Source organism: Micromonospora sp. RTP1Z1 (assembly GCF_033804685.1).
Lineage (GTDB): Bacteria > Actinomycetota > Actinomycetes > Mycobacteriales > Micromonosporaceae > Micromonospora.
Window position 1 is genome coordinate 34,712 of the sequence record NZ_JAPFQV010000008.1, and the last position, 17,186, is coordinate 51,897.

15 protein-coding genes and 1 pseudogene are annotated in these 17,186 nt (G+C 69.6%); 8 read left to right on the plus strand and 8 right to left on the minus strand.

The features are described 5' to 3' along the window. The first annotated feature begins 227 nt into the window (after positions 1–227). Positions 228–713: a hypothetical protein gene (locus tag SLP03_RS06375; protein WP_319459575.1), complete on the plus strand. Its 486-nt coding sequence runs from the start codon at positions 228–230 to the stop codon at positions 711–713. Between the two features lie 43 nt (positions 714–756). On the opposite strand, the gene SLP03_RS06380 is transcribed toward SLP03_RS06375, so the two are convergent. After that, positions 757–1,902 carry an ROK family transcriptional regulator gene (locus SLP03_RS06380; RefSeq protein ID WP_319459665.1) on the minus strand — a complete coding sequence of 382 codons (1,146 nt, stop codon included), beginning with the start codon at positions 1,900–1,902 and terminating at the stop codon, positions 757–759. Between the two features lie 145 nt (positions 1,903–2,047). On the opposite strand from SLP03_RS06380, the gene SLP03_RS06385 reads away from it, so the two are divergent. Genes SLP03_RS06385 through SLP03_RS06400 form a run of 4 tightly spaced genes read left to right on the plus strand, consistent with a single transcriptional unit; the run spans position 2,048 to position 6,184 of the window. Next, positions 2,048–3,361, plus strand: a complete 1,314-nt coding sequence (locus tag SLP03_RS06385; RefSeq protein WP_319459576.1) for an extracellular solute-binding protein — start codon at positions 2,048–2,050, stop codon at positions 3,359–3,361. Further along, a complete protein-coding gene (locus SLP03_RS06390; RefSeq protein WP_319459577.1) occupies positions 3,358–4,335 on the plus strand; it encodes a sugar ABC transporter permease in 978 nt (325 codons plus the stop codon). The genes SLP03_RS06385 and SLP03_RS06390 overlap by 4 nt, the downstream gene beginning before the upstream one ends. Next, positions 4,332–5,180 (plus strand): carbohydrate ABC transporter permease, encoded by an 849-nt coding sequence (locus tag SLP03_RS06395; protein ID WP_319459578.1) that lies wholly within the window; start codon positions 4,332–4,334, stop codon positions 5,178–5,180. Before SLP03_RS06390 ends, SLP03_RS06395 begins: the two co-directional genes overlap by 4 nt. After that, entirely contained in the window at positions 5,177–6,184 is a 1,008-nt protein-coding gene (locus tag SLP03_RS06400; RefSeq protein WP_319459579.1) for an SIS domain-containing protein, read from the plus strand. Before SLP03_RS06395 ends, SLP03_RS06400 begins: the two co-directional genes overlap by 4 nt. A gap of 52 nt (positions 6,185–6,236) precedes the next feature. On the opposite strand, the gene SLP03_RS06405 is transcribed toward SLP03_RS06400, so the two are convergent. Then, positions 6,237–8,912: a glycosyl hydrolase 2 galactose-binding domain-containing protein gene (locus SLP03_RS06405; protein WP_319459580.1), complete on the minus strand. Its 2,676-nt coding sequence runs from the start codon at positions 8,910–8,912 to the stop codon at positions 6,237–6,239. Positions 8,913–8,966: 54 nt separating this feature from the next. Beyond that, on the minus strand, positions 8,967–10,571 hold the full coding sequence (locus tag SLP03_RS06410) for a beta-N-acetylhexosaminidase (protein ID WP_319459581.1): 1,605 nt from the start codon (positions 10,569–10,571) through the stop codon (positions 8,967–8,969). Positions 10,572–10,825: 254 nt separating this feature from the next. Here SLP03_RS06410 and SLP03_RS06415 point away from each other — a divergent pair, with 254 nt between their 5' ends. Continuing rightward, positions 10,826–11,128: an MmcQ/YjbR family DNA-binding protein gene (locus SLP03_RS06415; RefSeq protein WP_319459582.1), complete on the plus strand. Its 303-nt coding sequence runs from the start codon at positions 10,826–10,828 to the stop codon at positions 11,126–11,128. A gap of 103 nt (positions 11,129–11,231) precedes the next feature. On the opposite strand, the gene SLP03_RS06420 is transcribed toward SLP03_RS06415, so the two are convergent. Next, positions 11,232–12,308 (minus strand): NYN domain-containing protein, encoded by a 1,077-nt coding sequence (locus tag SLP03_RS06420; protein WP_319459583.1) that lies wholly within the window; start codon positions 12,306–12,308, stop codon positions 11,232–11,234. A 101-nt stretch (positions 12,309–12,409) separates the two neighbouring features. Here SLP03_RS06420 and SLP03_RS06425 point away from each other — a divergent pair. After that, a pseudogene (locus SLP03_RS06425) lies at positions 12,410–12,616 on the plus strand (glycosyl hydrolase); the annotation flags it as partial. Positions 12,617–12,647: 31 nt separating this feature from the next. Here SLP03_RS06425 and SLP03_RS06430 read toward each other — a convergent pair. From SLP03_RS06430 to SLP03_RS06445, 4 genes are all read right to left on the minus strand, one after another. Continuing rightward, positions 12,648–13,823, minus strand: coding sequence for a low temperature requirement protein A (locus SLP03_RS06430; RefSeq protein ID WP_319459584.1), 1,176 nt, complete (start codon positions 13,821–13,823; stop codon positions 12,648–12,650). Between the two features lie 118 nt (positions 13,824–13,941). Beyond that, positions 13,942–14,304, minus strand: a complete 363-nt coding sequence (locus SLP03_RS06435; RefSeq protein WP_319459585.1) for a hypothetical protein — start codon at positions 14,302–14,304, stop codon at positions 13,942–13,944. Between the two features lie 116 nt (positions 14,305–14,420). After that, complete coding sequence (locus SLP03_RS06440) at positions 14,421–14,543, minus strand: 50S ribosomal protein L36 (protein WP_089014697.1); 123 nt, start codon at positions 14,541–14,543, stop codon at positions 14,421–14,423. Between the two features lie 406 nt (positions 14,544–14,949). Continuing rightward, the gene (locus SLP03_RS06445) at positions 14,950–15,522 is read right to left on the minus strand and encodes a hypothetical protein (protein ID WP_319459586.1); all 573 of its coding nucleotides are present in this window, start codon (positions 15,520–15,522) and stop codon (positions 14,950–14,952) included. 182 nt (positions 15,523–15,704) lie between these two features. On the opposite strand from SLP03_RS06445, the gene SLP03_RS06450 reads away from it, so the two are divergent. Further along, a complete protein-coding gene (locus tag SLP03_RS06450; protein WP_319459587.1) occupies positions 15,705–17,135 on the plus strand; it encodes an acyltransferase in 1,431 nt (476 codons plus the stop codon). Positions 17,136–17,186: the final 51 nt, after the last annotated feature.

The following is a 17,186-nucleotide window of genomic DNA, read 5'->3' on the forward strand; positions in this document are numbered from 1 at the left end:
AAAATCGACAGAGTCGGGTGGGGGTCATCGCGATCACGCAGCGGCCGGCGGACACGTCATGAGGAGTGGAACGGCATGACCGGCTTCCAGTACGCAGGCATCGCGTCGGACGGTCTCCCGGGATGACCGGAAGTCGCCCGCAGCGCGGCCGCGCCCGTCGAGTCCCCGCCAAGTCCGCCGGGCGCCGACCCCTGACGCGGCTGACCGTGGTCAGCCTGGCGGGACATGTGGTCTTCGAGCTGGGAGCTGGCGTCGGTATGCCGCTCGCCTCGGTGGTCGGGCCGTACGCCGCCGCGGGTTTCTGGACACTCGTCACGGGCGGCGTCTGGGTTGCCAGCGGTCGCGACGCGTCGGCTGACACGGTGTTGGCGGCGGCGAACGGCTTCGGCCTTGCCGCGGTGTCTGCCCATCTGCTCGGCTGGCCAACTCGTCGCACCAGAACAGGTCTGCCCTGGTTGGCAGACTGCGAGGGGCTGGGACCGGAGCTGATGCGCTTCTACAACCCAATTCTCTACTTGTCGGGTGCGGCGGGCCTGCTGGCCGTCGCCGGGGAGAACCGTACCGCCCGCGCGCGCGTGCCGATGGCCATGCTCGGGCTCGTGCCGGTTCTCATCGCGTACCAGCATTGGGAGCACCGGCGACTGCTGAGGCAGGCCCATACCCGTCCCGGGTGGTGGAACCGCCGACTGCGGCGCCTGTCCCCCGCACCATGAGCGCCCGCCGTGTCGCGCCTCGCGCTGGCGTTGCCGAAGCGAGTCAGCCGCCGTCGGGACCGCTGACGGCTCGCAGGAGTTCCGCGCGGGCGGCCTGCAGGGCGACGAACAATGCTCCCGTGAGGGATGCCGCTTCGCCCAGGGCGCTGGTCTCGATCCGCGGTGGAAACGGCGCGTACGCGTTGACGGTGTCCCGGACCGTCGGCAGGAGTAGCGGGTTGCGGCCGACGCCCCCGCCGAGGACCACGAGCTCGGGGTCGAAGATCGCGCACGCGCTGGCGATTGTCAGGCCGAGTTGCCGGGCCTCGGCCTCCACCAGGTCACGCGCGGCGGGCACGCCCGCGGCGGCCTGGGCGAACAACTCTTCCACCGAGGACGGCCGCGTGCCCTGCCAGGACCTGCGGGCGTCGAGAGCCGCGAGAACGCCGTACGCCCCGGCCTCGTCCGCCAGCTGCTCCTTGCCGCGCCCGGCCCGCTGTCCCGGGGGCACCGAATCCGGTAGCGGCAGGTAGGCGACCTCGCCGGCGGCACCGTGCGCGCCGCGTACGAGTTCGCCGTTGTGGACCAGACCCATGCCGATGCCGGCACCGACGGCCAGGAACGCGAACGTGGCGACATCTCGGGCGTGCCCACGCCATCGCTCGCCCAGCGCCGCGAGGTTGACGTTGTTCTCCAGCACGATGGGCGCGTCGACGCGCGCCTCGAGCGGGGTGATCAGGTCGAACGGGCCCTCCTCACCGAGGTTGCGGGCGGCCGACATGGTGCGACCGTCGGCATGGATGGCACCGGGCGCCGACACGCCGACCCTACGAAGCGGCCCCAGCTGATCCCCCACCGCGTCCGTCGCGGACGCGATCATCCGGGCAACCTGCGCGGCGACACGGTTGGCGCCGGTCCCTCTGGTGGCCTGGCGATGCTCGAAACAGACAGTGCCGCTCATGTCCGCCGCCGCGACTCGGAGGTTGTCGCCACCGACATCGACCGCGACCACGTACCCGACGGTGGGGGCCAGCCGGTAGTAGGTGGGCACCCGACCCGGTCGACCGCGTCGCACGCCGGCATCGACGATCAGACCGATCTCGACGAGCCGGCGTACCACCTCGGAGATGGTGGGCCGGGACAGACTCGTCCGGCTGGCGAGCTCTGGCCGGGTCATGGGCACGCTGTCGAGCAGTGCGGCCAGCACCATTCGACCGGACGAGTCGACGGGGACCAACGCGTTCCACTCCCTCGCCTGTGAGATCGGGGAGGCTGCGACGACGGCCTTGACCCGTGATCGCGAACCGAGTACAAGTTTTTGTTAAGCAGCCTACCTAATGCCCCGGAGGGCGATCATGTCAGAGAACATGAGCGAGCTGTCCAGGCGAAGACTCCTTCAACTATCTGCGGTCACCGGCGCGGGCCTCCTGCTCGCCGCCTGCGACGTCGGCAGCGACAGTGGCGCGGGCGGTGACAGCGGTGCCGCGGGCACCGGCGAGGGCCGGATCAAGGTCCTGTTCATGAAGCAGGCCGGTTATTCCGAGGACGACATCCGCGCGATGACCGAGGAATTCCAGAAGAAATACCCGAAGATCATCGTCGAGCCGTCCTTCGTGGCCTACGAGGCGCTGCACGACAAGATCGTGGCGGCGGCCCCGGCCAGCACCTTCGACGTGGTGCTGATCGACGTCATCTGGCCCGCCGAGTTCGGCAGCAAACGCATCGTCACCGACGTGACCGACCAGTTCCCGGCGGCGTGGAAGAGCGACATGCTCGGTGGGGCGCTGGCGACCGCCGCCTACCGGGACCGCTACTACGGCGTCCCGTGGATTCTCGACACGAAGTACTTCTTCTACAACACCGACATGCTGACCAGGGCGGGCGTCGAGCCGGCCAGCCTGTCCACCTGGGATGGCGTGCTCACGGCCGCCCGGGCGCTCAAGGCGAAGAAGGTGGTCGACTATCCGCTGATCTGGAGCTGGAAGCAGGCCGAGGCGCTGATCTGCGACTACACGCAGCTCGTGGGCGCCTTCGGCGGCAAGTTCCTGTCCGACGACGGCAAGTCCGTCGCCTTCAACACCGGCGGCGGCCTGCAGGCGCTGGAGTTCATGAAGAACAGCCTCGACAGCAAACTCACCAACCCCAACTCGGTGGAGTCGCTGGAGGAAGACGTTCGCAAGATCTTCTCCGACGGCCAGGCCGCGATGGCGCTCAACTGGACCTACATGTTCAACGCCGCCAACGACCCGCAGCAGTCGAAGATCGCCGGCAAGGTCGGCGTGGCTGCGACGCCCGCAGGATCGGCCGGCGGCCCGGGCGTCAACGGCTCGATGGCCCTGTCGGTCAGTTCCGGCAGCAAGAACCAGAAGGCGGCCTGGACGTACATCAGCTACATCACCAGCGCCGACGTGCAGGCGAAGTATGCCAAGAGCTCGCTGCCGTGCTGGACCAAGTCGTACGACGAGGCGGCGGTGGTGTCCGCCCTGCCGCAGGTGGTGCCGGTGGCCAGGAAGCAGCTCGCCGCCCTCATCGCCCGGCCGCAGGTGCCCCGCTACAACGAGATCAGCCAGATCCTGCAGGTGGAGGTGCAGAACGCGTTGCTCGGCAGGAAACCCGCGAAGAAGGCACTGGACGACGCGGCCGAACAAGCCCGTACCCTGCTGTCATGACGGCGGCGCCACCGGCGCGCCCGGCGCCCGCGCCACCAGCTGCCCGGCGAGCCCCGCCGACGCGCCGGTGGCCCTTCGCCAGGCGCGCCGGCGGCGGCCAGGTCCGGCTCGCGGTGCTGCTGCTCCTGCCCGCAGCGCTCGTCGTCTTCGGTGTGGTGCTGTACCCGGCCGGGCGTGCCCTGGTCATCTCGTTCTATGACGTCGACAGCCCGTTTCCCGGTCGTTACCCGTTCCTCGGTCTGCGCAACTACACCCAGATCCTCGCCGACGACCGACTGTGGGCGGCTGCGGGGCACACCGCCTACTTCACCGCCGTCTCCACGGCACTCGAGCTTGTCCTCGGCCTCGGACTGGCCCAGCTGCTCGCCGCGCCGTTACGGCTGCGCTGGCTCTTCCGCGCGATCGTGATTCTCCCGTGGGCGTTGCCGACGATCGTCAACGGGGCGATGTGGCGGTGGATCCTCAACGCCCAGTACGGCGTGGCCAACGCCCTGCTCACCGAACTGCACCTGCAGGACGGTTATCGGTCGTGGCTGGGCAACGACCCGTTCCTGGCACTGAACATGGTGGTCGTGGCCGACGTCTGGAAGAACACGTCACTGGTCGCGTTCTTCCTGCTGGCCGGGCTACAGACGATCCCGCGAGAGCTCCATGAGGCGGCACGGGTGGACGGTGCGGGTGCAATCCGCTCGTTCCTGCGCATCACGCTCCCCCTGCTGGTGCCCCACATCGCGTTGGTGCTGGTGCTGCGCACCATCGAAGCGTTCAAGGTCTTCGACATCGTCTACGTGATGACCGGCGGTGGTCCCGCGAGCGGCACCCAGACGATCACGTTCTTCACCTACCTCGAGGCGTTCTCCGCCCAGCGGTTCAGCGCAGGGGCGTCGCTGGCCTACCTGACGGTCATCGCCATCCTCGTGCTGGCCCTGATCTACCTTCGGCTGCTGCGGCAGAGCGAACTGAGGTCGCCATGAGAGCAAGCCTGCGCTACCGCCTGTTCATCCACCTGGCCGCGCTCGCCACGTCCGTCGTGATCCTCGCGCCGTTCGCCTGGCTGCTCTATTCGTCGTTCGTGGGCCAGACCGACATCGTCTCCCGGCCGATGCGCTGGCTGCCCGAGCACGTCACGCTCGACCGGTACCGCGAGATCTTCGCGGGCGGCGGCACCAGCGCCGGCGCCGCGTTCCGCAGCGCAATGGTCAACAGCTTCCTGGTCGCCGGCGGCACGGTGATCATCTCACTCACCGTCGGGGTACTGGGCGGCTACGCGCTGGCCCGGCTGCGGTTTCCCTTGAGACGGGTGACGCTGTTGTCGTTCCTCGTCACCTACATGTTGCCGCCGATCACCCTGATCATCCCGCTCTACCTGCTCATGTCGCGCTTCGGGCTGCTCGACACAAGGACCGGCCTCATCATCGTCTACTGCTCGCTGGCCACGCCCTTCGCACTGTGGAACATGAGCACCTTCTTCGGATCACTGCCGGTGGAGCTCGAGGAGGCCGCTCGGGTCGACGGGTGCTCGCGACTCGGCGCCCTCGTCCGAGTGATGCTGCCGCTGTCCAAGCCCGGCATCCTGGCCACCGCCCTCTACGCGTTCCTGCTCTGCTGGGACGAGTTCCTCTACTCGTTGATCTTCACCTCCACCTCCCAGGCCAAGACGGTTCCGGTGGCGATCGCCGAGTTCACCGGGCGCAACGCCGTCGACTTCGGCCTCATCGCCGCCGGCGGTGTCCTCGCCGCCCTGCCGCCCGTGGCGCTCGCGGTGATGTTCCAGCGCTACCTCATCACCGGCCTGGCATCCGGGGCGGTCAAGGGATGACCGTCGCTTTCCTCGACGGGGTGCGGGCGCAGCCGGACAATCTGCGGCGCTCGGCCGAGACGGTGCGGGCGGCCCTGGACGGACCGGCCGGCGCCCAGGCGGCCACGGTGGCGCGGTGGGGCAGCCTGGTGGCTTTCGGCATGGGTGCCAGCACGCACGCCGCCGCCGGCTTCGCCGCCGTCCTGCGCGCCGCCGGCCTGCCCGCGATCTCGGCGAGCGCCGCCGAGCTGCGCGACGGGGTACCGCCGGGACTCGCCGCCTCCTTCCTGGCCGTCAGCCAGTCCGGCCGCAGCCGGGAGACGGTCGAGGCACTGGCCGGCGTGCCGGCCGGACCGGCCACCCGGATCGCCCTGACCAACCATCCGGACAGCCCGCTCGGCGCGGCGGCCGACACCGTCGTCGCGCTGGGCTGCGCCGAGGACACCGCGGTCTCCACGCTCAGCTACACGGCGACGCTGCAGGCGCTCGGCCTGCTCGCCGAGCGGATCAGCGGTCGTCCCCAGACGGACTGGGAACTGCTGCCCGACCTGGCCGCCGAGGTGCTCGACGGTGATGTCGAGCCGCTGGCGGCGGCGCTCGCCGGCGCCGGCTGCGTCGACGTCGTGGCTTCGGGGGTACGCCTGGCGACGGCCGGCGCCGCCGCCCTGCTCCTGCGTGAGGCCGCTCACCTGCCCACCGCCAGCTTCGCGACCCGCGAATACCTGCACGGCCCGTTGGAGACGACCGGGCCAGGCAAGGCAGTTCTGCTGTTCGGCGCGGGCCGCGAGGTCTCCCTCGCCGTCGACCTTGCCGGATACGGCGCGCGGGTCGTGCTGGTCACCGACGCCGAGGCCGACCTGCCCACGCGGGACAACCTGCTGGTCGTCCGGCTTCCGGGCGCCGCCGGCCTCGGCGGCTGCGTGCTCGACATCCTTCCTGTGCAGCTCGCCGCGCACTTCTTGGCGCAGCGCGCCGGCCGGCCGATCGAGCTTCGACACATGCCGGCCGACACGAAGCTGCCGTGACGGTGAGCGGGGGCGGCTGGTCAGCCGCCCCCGCCACTGGCCCGTCGTGCGGTTACGGCACCGGGATCGACGCCGTCGGGATGTTGTAGCCCCGCGTCCGCAGGTACGGGGCCTGGCCGCCCAGGTCGCTGGTCTGGTAGGTCGCCGTGATGGTGGTCGACTCACCCGGCCACAGGGAGACGTAGTTGTCGGTGTAGTTCACCGGCAGCACCTCGTTGCCGCCGTTGCCGGCGGTGATCTCCGGCCGCAGGAAGAACGCGATGTTCGTCGGGCTGTTGTTGGTCATTGTGATCGTGGCGGTCTCCTGACCGCCGGAAACGGTCCGGGTCACGCCGGTGGCCAGGTTGGGGTTCGACGGCAGACTGTTGAGCCCGGTGAAGTTGGCGTACGTCTTGACCCCCGTCGAGTACCAGTTCGACTTGGCCGCGAGCACGTCGGGCTGGGTGGAGTACCAGTACAGGTTGTTGCTGACCACCGCGCCGGTGGAGTCCTTGAGCTGCAGTCGGATGAAGTAGGTCGTGGACAGGCCGGTCAGCGCGGGCAGCGTGAGCACCTGGGTGGAGGCGTTCGCCGCCGCGGTGACCGGGACCGTGGTCGTGTAGGCCTGGGTCAGGTTCGGGACGTTGTACACCGTCGCGGTGGCGGTCAGACCACTGCGCCCGGTCAGGGTGGAGTTGACGGCGTACACGTTCCTGGTCTTGTAGTCGTAGGCGATGTGGACCGGCTCGTTGGCCTTCTTGCTGCCGAAGTAACCGCCGCCGGGCTTGAAGTAGTAGTCGTACAGGTTCCAGTGCACCGAGGGCCACGCGTTGTTCAGCATCCAGAAGATGACCCCGAACGACTGGGTGTACTCGTGCGAGTTCCAGGCCTCGAAGAACGACTTGGTGTTCTCGTAGTTCTGCAGCTCCGACTTGCGGGAGTAGTCCTGGGCGCTCACGGTGCTGCCGTACCGCTTGTTCACGCCATCGGTGAACATCGTGATGTTGTCGAAGACGCTCCTGGGCTTGCCGGCGTGGTAGTTCCAGGTGGCGCCGATCGGCCACAGATTGGCCGCGGGGATGAACTTCTGCAGGCTCTCCAGCGGCGGGGGCGCCTCGGTGCCCTCCTCGCCGTTGGTGCCGTACGCGCTACCGGACTGGGTGGGGCTGTCCCACCACAGCAGCGGCGGCTCCCACTTGTACGGGCCGTCCATCTTCATGCCCGCGTTGGCGTTCGACCAGGTCGCCACGTTGTCGACCGTCGGGTTCTGCCAGTGCAGCTTGGCGGCCGTGTTCTTGTACGTGGTCAGGTGGGGGGCGGTCGGCGGCTGGTCACTGCCGTAGTTCCACATGAACGGGCTGGCGTGGGCGCGCAGTGCCCGCATCTGGCTGTCGAGCGAGGCGTTGGCCACCTGTTCCTGCTCCGCCGTCCACGTGTTGTCGTTCTCCCACGCGCTGCAGCAGACGAAGCCGGGCATGATCATGATGCCCGCCTGGTCGGCCAGGTCGTAGAGCTCCTCGTTGCCGAGCGTGCCCTCCAGACGGATGGTGTTGAGGCCCATGTTCTTGACGTACTGGACGTGGGTGGCGTTGGTCTTCGTGTCCCAGCGCTGCAACATGTCCCACATGTAGCCGCCGCCACGGAAGAAGATGTTCTGCCCGTTGACCTTGTAGCCGACGAACGACGTACCGTTGACGGTGGTCCGGTAGTCGGTGAACTGGCGGACGCCGAAGTTGATCGACCTGGTGTCCGACGTGGCGCCGGCCACCGTCGCTGCCGTCGAGAGTTGGTAGAGCTCCGGGCTGCCGAACTGGTAGGGCCACCACAGGGCGGGGCTGGTGACGTGCAACTGCGGATAGCTTGCCGGGTCGAAGGTCACCTCGCGACGCTCGTTGGCGGCCAGGGTGACGTTCTGGCTGATCGAGATGGTCGGATAGCCCGCCTTGGTGATCGTGCCGCTGACCGTCGTGGTGACCGGAGCGTTGGTCGCGTTGAGGGCGTCGACGTAGACGGTCAGGTCCGCCGTGTTGGTCGCCGGCAGCGGCAGGGCGGTCTTGACGTACGGGTCACGCAAAGCCACCGGCCCGGTCGTCTCCAGCAGCGTCTTGCCCCAGATCCCGGCGTTCATGTCGGGAGCCTCGGGGTTCCAGTCCACCGTGCAGAAGGAGAGGTCCTTGCAGTCGTGCGCCGGCGGGGTGACCAGGATCGCCAGCGCGTTGAGCGCGCCCGGCCGGATCACGTTCGTCGCGTTGTACTCGTGCACCGCCATGGTGCCGACCGCGTTGGCGTCGAGCTGGGTGCCGTTCAGCCAGATCTGGGCCCGGTAGCTGATGCCCTTGAACCGCAGCCAGTACGCCTGGTCGGGGGCCGCGGCCGAGGCGGTGAACTGGCCCCGGAACCACCAGTTCTGGCCGGTGAGGTCCGGCACCGACTGCAGGTTCGTCCCGACGTAGATGTTCTGGTAGACGTTGTTCGCGACCAATCCGGCCAGGACGGTCGACGGGAGCGAGACCTGGTTCCAGCCTGCGGTGCTGTAGCCGACCTGGGAGATGGTCGCGCCCGGGTCCGTGACGGTGTTGGCCGACCGCAGCGCCCAGCCCGTCGACAGCTCGGTGGAGCCGACGGTGGCGGCGCTCGCGTTCGGCACCTTCACGCCGCCGACGCCGGCCACGAGGGTCACGGCCAGGAGCAGCATCGCGTACCGTCGGCGCTTGCGTTGGACAGGGTGGATGGGTGGGGGCGGTGACATGGGCGGCCTCCTCGATCCAGTCGAAGAAAAGCGGTGCGCCGCTCGGTGCGGCGCCTAGGAGCCGGTTGGCCAGGACACCTGCGTGGAGTGGTAGTAGTTGATTCCCATGACGCGCCAGCGGGGGCCCTGGGCGCCGAGCCGCTGGTTGAACGAGGCCCAGTCATGGGTGCTCGCCGGCGACCAGCCGAGCTCGGCGATCCCCGGCAGGCGCGGGAAGGCCATGTACTCGACGTCGGCCAGCGTCTCGATCGTCTCCGTCCACAGCGGCGCCTCGACCCCGAGCACGGACGTTTCGCCGACCCCCACCAGGTACGCGCCCGGGTTCCAGCCGTACGCGTCCTGGACGTCGATGTAGCCGGCCCAGCGCTGGCCGAGTCGGGTGCGGGAGTTGTACTTCATGTCCAGGTAGGCGTGGTTGGCCGGTGACATGATCACCTTGGTGCCGTGCTGGGCGGCCGTCGCCACCGCGGCGTTGGAGGTCGTGGTCCCCCAGAATTGGGCGATGGTCGACGGCAGGACCGAGGCGTTGACGATGTCGTGCCAGCCGACGACCGTCTTGCCGTGCGCCGCGACGATCTGCTGTGCGCGGTTCATGAAGGTGGCGTAGTCGGCGGCGGTGGTCGAGCTGGCCTCGTCACCACCGATGTGCAGGTAGGGCCCGGGCGTGAGCGCGGCGATCTCGCCCAACACCTGGTCGATGAACGTGTAGGTGATCTCCTTGCCCACGCACAGGGAGCTGAATCCGACCTTGGTGCCGGTGTAGAGCTTCGGTGCCACGCCGTCACAGTTGAGTTCCGGGTACGAGGCGAGCGCGGCGTTGGTGTGACCCGGCATGTCGAGCTCGGGAATGATCATGACGTACCGGGCGGCGGCGTACGCGACGATCTGCCGGTATTCGTCCTGGGTGTAGTAGCCGCCGGTGCCACCACCGACCTCGGTGCTCCCACCGTAGATCGCGAGATTGGGCCAGCTGTTGATGGCGATACGCCACCCCTGGTCGTCGGAGAGGTGCAGGTGCAGGCGGTTGACCTTGTAGAGCGCGATCTCGTCGATGTATCGCTCCACCACCGACATCGGGAGGAAGTGGCGGGCGACGTCGAGCATCGCGCCCCGGTAGGCGAACCGGGGTTGGTCGACGATGTGCCCGCCGGTCACGTCCCAGGGCCCGGGCTGCACGGTCGCGCTGTCGGCGGCGGGGGGCAGCAACTGGCGCAGCGTCTGGACGCCGGCGAACAGCCCGGCCGGCTCGTTGGCGCGTACGGCGATCGACACGTCGGTGACGTCCAGTTGGTAACCCTCGCTGCCGACCCCCGTTGGCGCCCCGGAGAGCAGCAGCGCTATGCCGTCCGCCGGGGTGGCACTCGGTGCGTCGAGCACCGGCATCGGATAGCCGGTCGAGCGGCGGAGAATGGCCGCTATCTGGCCGGCGACGTCCGCGACCGCCGTCGAGCCGGGCTCGGCGTAGATCTTCGTGGTCGCCGTGATGCGGTAGGTGACTCCGCCGGCCGGCGTCGCGAGGACCGGTGCCGGCACGACGGATGCCAGCGAGACGACCGTCGCATCGGCCGGGGCGACGGTGGCAGCGGCGGGAGGGCCCCAGACGCCGCCGACCACGAGCATCACGGTGGTGAGCAGACAACGTACGCCGCCGATGGTCATGGCTGCCTCCGGAGCCCTACCGATGCCGCGGAGAACGGAGTGCGACGCCAGCCGCGGATCGACCTTCATCGTTGGGTGTCAACGTAACCGGCATTTTTTCGTAAGGCAAGCTACTTAACAAATCTCCGGGTCGTTCTGGCGGCCGGTTCCCGGGCGCGTGAGGGCGCAGGGGCGCGGGCTGCGGATTGTCGGAGGGCGTCCGTACGGTCCCTGTTGTGATAACTGTCGCCGATGTCCGTGCGCTGGCCCGAACGTTGCCACGCACCACCGAGCACCTCATCCACGACCGGGTGAAGTTCCGCGTCGGCGCCATCGTGTACGTGGCGTTCTCCCGGGACGAGCAGACGATGGGTTTCGGCTACCCGAAGGAGCAGCGGGACGGCCTCATCGCGGCCGAGGCGGACCTGTTCCTCCTTCCCCGGGCCTCCGACCTGCGGTTCAACTGGCTGTGCTGCCACCTGGCCCGGCTCGACCACGCCCAGATGACCGAACTGGTGACGGAGGCTTGGCGGATGGTGGTGCCGAAGTTCCTCGCCCGGCAGCGGCTGGGCGACTGAGCCCTCGTCCCGTGCCCAGGGCGTCGCGATCACCGGTCGCCGCAGGGCTACCGCCGGCGTACCCGTGTCTCGGTGTGTCGGTTCCGGCCCCGGGGCGGTGCGGTTACGCCGGCGGCACGGTGAGCAGGTAGTCGTCGGCCTCCGGGCTCCATCGCAGGTCGACGATGCCGGTGGTGGCGGCGGCCTTGCAGAACTGCAGGAAGCTGCGGTAGCCGAGCTTCTTCTCGCTGAAGTCGGGGCGGGCTCGGCGGAGCTGGTTCTTCAGTCCGGACAAGGCCACCGTGCCGTCGGCGCCGGCCAACTCCTGGACCACGGTGCGCAGCAGCCCGAACGCCACCTCCCGATCACCGTGTTCGGGCAGCGACACCTCGGGGTCGCCCTTGGCCGGACCCTCCGCCAGCTCGACCACGTTCTGCGCGGCGAGGTGTCGCAGGAGCTCACCGAAGGTGCGGAATCCGTAGTCGGACTCGCTGAAGGTCGGGTCCTTCCGCAACAGGGTGCGCTTCAACGTCGAGGCGGTCACCTCGCCGCCGGAGCTACCCTGCATGCCTGCGACGGTCTGGGCGACCAGGACCGCGAGCGTGTCGACGTCGCGGGCGGGTTCCTCCGCGACCGGCTGCGGCTCGGGCTCCTGCTCGACCGGCTGCGGCTCCGGGCTGGGCAGCCGGGCCGGGCGACCGCGCCGGCCGCGGGTCTCGGGGACCTCTACCCCCTCGAGCCGGTCGTAGAAGAGGAACTCGTCGCACGCCGGCGGGAGTAGCGCCGAGGTGGACTTCTCGACGCCGACGCCGATGACGCGCTTGTTGAGTTCGCGGAGCTTGTGCACCAGCGGGGTGAAGTCGCTGTCGCCGGTGCCGATCACGAACGTCGAGATGTAGTCACGCTCGAAGGCCAGTTCCACGGCGTCGACGGCCATCTTGATGTCGGCCGCGTTCTTCCGCGAGGCGCCCATCCGCTGCGGTATCTCGATGAGTTCGACGTGGGAACGGGTGAGCATCCGGCGGTCCTCGTCGAAGTACGACCAGTCCGCGTACGCCCGGCGCACCACCACCCGCCCCCGCTCGGCGAGGGCGTCGGCGACCGGCCGGAAGTCGAAGGCCATCCCGCCGCGATGGTCGCGCGCCCCCAACGCCAGGTTCTCGTAGTCGAGGAACAGCGCGATGCGATCTTCGTGGTCCACCCGAGCAGCGTACGCCGGGACCCCGGTCGGTCGGCCGGCGACTCGTGGGCCACCCGGCTGCGGGCCGTTTTCGGTAATCGGGCGCGAAGGCCCGGGGCTGCCGGGTCGACTTCATCGCCCTGCACTGGAATGGCGGAAAATTCCGCACCACGGCCGCGGTCGGTCAGCTGAAGTCGTATTTGCGCGCCGTCCACGAGCGGTACCACCTGCCGATCTGGCTGACCGCCAGTGACCGCGACCGGTCCGGGTTGTTCCGCGGCGGCCCCTTGGGCACCGAGGTCGGACGGGCCTTCCGGCGGGCCCGCTGACAGGGTAGGAACCTCGCGCGGGCGGGTGGGGTCACCGCCCCGCCTGCGCCGTGCGGGGTGCCGACTCGGTGCGCGCGAGCCGACGATCCAGGACCGCCACGACGAGCAGGACCGCGATCGTCGTCGCGCTGACGCCGAGCAGCGGCAGCGCGTACCCGCCGACCGCGGCGCCGAACATGCCGAGCAGGCCGAGCAGCCGGGGCCAGGACAGCCGGCGGTAGATGCCGAAGGACAGCGCGACCCGCCCGGTGAGGAAGAGCGCGGGGCCGGCGACGGTGATGGCGACCACCACACCCGATCCCCGGTCGGTTGGATGCGCGATCACGAGGTCCGCGGCCACGGACGTGGCCACCACACCCGCGATCATGACCAGGTGCAGGTCGGCGGAGAGCGCGCCGAACCGGGACGGGTTCCGTTCGTCGATGGCGGCGCCCAGCTGCCGGCCCGCCGGCTCGACATACATGAGCCCGATGAGCACCGCGGCGGCGAAGACCAGCAGGAACGCGACCGACTGCGCCGCCGCCATGTCGGTCGCCGAGTAGGCCAGACCCGCGGTGATCACCAGTTCGCCGAGCGCGATGATGAAGATCTGCTGGTACCGCTCGGTGAGGTGGCCGCCCCGCAGCCGCAGGTCACCGGGCTCGGCGCGGCCCAACCCCGGGGTCGGCCAGCCCACCCGCGGCCCGGCGTAGTCCACCGCCAGGGCCACCAGCCAGGCCGGGATCCGCACGGCCGGCCAGCCCGCCCCGAGCAACCACAGGATCCCCGTCGTGCCGTACCAGACCAGAACCCTGAGGGTACGGCGGCGCAGCGGATGTCCCCGGAGCGCCAGCGTCGTGACGACGCCGCGACCTACGTGGATCGCGACGTACGCGCCGGCGAAGAGAACGGCCCGGCCGCCGGTGGCGTTCGGGACGGCGACGCTCATCAGGATCACCCCGAGCGTGGTACCGACCAGCAGGGCCCGCACCCACCTGTTGTTGCGGGCGTACCAGTTGCTGAACCAGGCCGTCACCACCCAGACCCACCAGAGGGGCAACAGGAGCAGAGCGGTGCGCGCCGCGCCGGCGACACTCATGTCGGCCAGCAGGACGACGGACAACTGCCGGAGCGCGAGGACGAACGCGAGGTCGAAGAAGAGTTCCAGGAACGACGCGTGCAACGGCTCGTCGCGTCGTCGCAGCACCGCGGCCGGCATGCTCGACATCGGGCTCCTCCCGGCGCCTCCCCCGACTTCATACCACCACCGCCATTGCCCCGCCCCGGACTCGCGGTCCCGGTCCCCAGGACGTGCCGCTGGCAAGAGACCAGCAGCTCGTGGGCCGTTAACCGCCCCGGATCGCGTCGCGGATGCCGATCAGCCGCCGGAACGCCTCCTCCCCCGACGTGACCAGGTCGGGCGGGGCTGACATCAGGAGCCGTTCACGGGCCTGGTAGAGCCGAGCCTGGACGAGCGCGCGTCCGGCCGCCTGGTGGAGGTTCGTGGCGTCGGTCCGGTCCTGTGCCACATCGCGGAGGTAGCTGGGCGCGGAGTCGAGCGCCAGGGCGAAGTCGATGCTGTTCTGCCACGCGTCCTGGCCCCGGTCCCGCGATCTGGTGTCCCGATCGCGCCGCAGGTCCACCAGGAGCGTGCCGGAAAGGGCGATGACCGCACCGGCGGCGGTGCTCGCCAACGGCATCCAGTCCATGGTGCAGATGATGTCATCGCCGGATCCACTTCCGGGTGACCGATGGGTGACCCACGACTGTTTCTGCCGGCGTTCGCCGGCGCGGCCACGTCGCAAACGACCGCGCCGGTGTGGCGTCACCCCTGCCGGGCCTTCTGCCGCGGGTCCGCCTTGTTGATCACGAACACCTTGCCCCGGCGGCGTACCACGATCGAGTTCACTTTCCGCTTCAAACCACGAAGGGAGCTTCTGACCTTCATCGCACGTCATCCTTCCCGCGTGTCATCGCCGCATCGCGTACCCGCCGCGGGAACGGTCATTCGTGGGCCGGGCGGCGGCGGACGGATGCCCACCGCCGCCGCCCCGCTGGTCACGGATGGCTGACGACGTTCACCGGGACGGTGTTGGTGCCCTGGGCCGTGGCTCCGGTGTCGTTGATGACGTTGGTGCCGCCTTATTTCGCGTCTTACGAAAAGTCCAAAATCCGGCGGTGGCGGGATGGCTCTGACGATCTCCGACATGTCGGTCTGGTGGCTCCTTCGGCGGCCGCATGCCTGATTGGTGGTGATCCCGGCCACCACCGCCGTCCGGCTATTGGCGGTCGCGCGTGCCGGGCGGCAGGGTCGGGGGTCGGCGTCGTCGCGCCAGCTCAGTCGTCACAGCAGGTCAGGAGCGCTCGTTGCCCGCCCACCGGCGTCCCCGCCCACCCCGTTCGGCCGCGCACACCGTCGCGACCGGAGCCCTCGCCGCCCTGCTGGTCGGCGGAGCGGGCCTCGGCTTCGCGCAGATCGGAGACGCCGAGGCCGACTCCGGCGGCACCGTGCCGGCGCAGGCCGCCGGCGCGCCGGATCTCCTGGCGACGCCCAGCGCGGACGTCGTCTCCGGTCCGTCTCCCGCCGACGTCGCCCCACCGACCGTTCCGGTGGCCCAGACCGAGTCGCTGCGCCAGCCGACCGCCGACCCAGCGACTCCGCGCTCTGCGGCCGACGCCCCGAAGCCGACCGCCACGAGCCGGTCCACCTGGCCACCGACCGCGAAGCCGACGGTGCGTCCGACGCCCGGATCGACCGGCGCTACCTCGTTGCCTTCGGCCACAGCCACTCCCAGCCCGTCGGGCAGCCCCACCCCGGCCCCGTCCACACCTGCTCCGACCCCGTCGGACGGCACGCCGGATCCGAGCAGCCCGGCACCCAGCGGCTCCGCGTCCACCGACCCGGCGTCGCCATCGGCAAGCCCCACAGGTACTACGACGCCGGTCACCTCCTGACGGTCGCCGTCGTCGGAGCAGGCCGGCCTGCTTCCCGCGAGCGGGGCAACGTCGCTGGCAGCGGGTTGCTGTTGCGTAACGTCGGCGACGGCGGCAAGGGCCGGCTCGGCCTGTTTCAGGGGCAGGGCGCCGCGGAGGCCATTAGCGTGACCTCATGGGTCGCGTGCGGCAGCTCGCCGAGCTGACGCAGGCCGGGCGGGAGCGTTACGTCGACCTGCTCCGGGCGCTGGCGATCACCCTGGTGGTCCTCGGTCACTGGACCGATACCGTCATCGTCTACGACCGTTCCGGTCATCTCAACGGCTACTCCGCGTTATCCGAACTGCGCGGTTTCTATCCGCTCACCTGGATCTTCCAGGTGATCCCGGTCTTCTTCCTGGTCGGCGGCTTCGCCAACGCCGCCTCGTTGACCAGCCATCGCGCACGCGGTGGCACCGCCACCGAATGGTTGTTGGACCGCAGTGCCCGGCTTATCCGCCCGACCACCGTACTGCTCGTCACCCTGACCGTCGGCAGTCTGCTGGCGCGCCTGATCGGCACAGATCCGGTCGAGATCAGGACAGCGGTCTCGTTCGCCACGATCCCGCTGTGGTTCCTCACCGCCTACGTCAGCGTGGTGGGACTCACCCCGATCATGTATCCGCTGCACCGCCGCTTCGGGTTCGTCGTACCGCTGGTGCTGGTGGCGTTGGTGGTCGCGGGCGATCTCGGGCGGATCTTCGGCCCCGGTCCGCTCTCAGCGGGCAACTTCCTCTTCGGCTGGCTGGTCATCCACCAGGTCGGCTTCGCCTGGTACGACAGGTACGCCACCACAGCTCAGGGCGGTGACGGCGCGAAGGCTGGCCCGGGGATCGAGCGCGGCGGACTTTTCGCTCACCGGCTGCCGATGAGCTGGCCGGTGGCGGTGGCCCTACTGATGGTGGGTCTGGTCGCGTTGCTGCTACTCACCGTCGTTGGCCCCTATCCGGCCAGCATGCTCATGGTGCCCGGCGAGCGGCTGGACAACACTTCGCCGCCAAGCCTGGCGCTGCTTGCCCTGGCCACCCTCCAGCTCGGGGTGATCCTGCTCCTGCGTGGCCCGGCCGAACGGTGGCTGCGCCGCCGACGCCCCTGGCAGGCGGTGATCGGGGCGAACGCCGTCGTCCTGACCATCTTCCTGTGGCACCTGAGCGCCGTGCTACTTCTGGTCGGCGTGCTCGGCGCGGTGCACTGGTTGCCCGCCCCGCCCGTCGGCACCGCGACCTGGTGGGCTTGGCGGTTGCCCTGGTTGCTGTCGCTGACCGTGATCCTGCTGGCACTCGTCGCCGCTTTCGGTCCGATCGAGGCACGCACCGGCCACCACCTTCGGCAACAGGACCGCGAAAGGGAGACCACGGGTCGACCGGCCACCGCCCGCACCGTTCTCATCATTGCCAGCTATGTGGCCGTGGTACTCGGGCTGCTGATCAACAGCATGGTCCACATGTCCACACCCGAGCCGCTCGGGATACCGCCGATCGCGTTGGCCGCCTATCTGGCCGGGGCCGGTACTCTACGGCTACTCAGATCGGCTTCTCGTGGCGGCGGCCATACCCGCACAGCCTGATTCCTTCTTGGCCTTGACGCTCTGGTTGCCCGGCGAGGGCCTGCACATGGG